Origin of the sequence: Pseudomonas sp. KB_15, from assembly GCF_052114525.1 — a bacterium.
In the GTDB taxonomy this organism is placed as follows: Bacteria; Pseudomonadota; Gammaproteobacteria; order Pseudomonadales; family Pseudomonadaceae; genus Aquipseudomonas.
Genome location: NZ_JBFREX010000145.1, coordinates 1 through 552, shown reverse-complemented (window position 1 = coordinate 552; position 552 = coordinate 1). Strand labels below are relative to the sequence as shown.

Below are 552 nucleotides of genomic sequence, written 5' to 3'. Positions count from 1 at the left end.
CGGGTATTTCTCGCCGTGCAGCGCGAACGTACGCTGCGCAAGGCCGCCAAAGTAGTGGGGCTGGACCAGGCTACTGTCGGACGGCGCATTGCCGCGCTTGAGCATGCATTGGGCGCCACGTTGTTCTTTCGGGCGTCGGATGGCTACGCCCTGACATCTGCTGGCGAAAGTGTCCTGAAAGCAGCGGAGAAGATGGAGCAGTCCGCGCATGAACTGGCCAGGCAGGCACAAGGTGTGGACAATCGGCTGGCGGGTGAGGTGAGGGTGACCACGACAGATTCGCTCGCACTCGCGTTCGTGATCCCGGCGATTGCCAGCTTGCACGTCGAACATCCGGACGTCAGGGTGCAATTGAGCACCTCCACACAAGTGCTCAACCTCGCTCGGCGCGAATCGGACATCGCCATTCGTACCCAGAAACCGGAAAGCCCCGACCTGGTGGCACGGCGATTGGCCCGCTGGCGCGTGGGGCTCTATGCAACGGAGCATTACCTGAGTCGCCACGGCGAGCCTGAACGTGGGACGGGATTCACGGGGCACGATCTCGTGCTC

1 protein-coding gene is annotated in these 552 nt (G+C 62.9%); it reads left to right on the top strand.

Translation table 11 applies throughout. The annotated features are described in order from the left end of the window. Positions 1-552: LysR family transcriptional regulator (locus AB4Z35_RS30140; RefSeq protein ID WP_442101179.1), on the top strand; the 552-nt coding region annotated here is incomplete at both ends.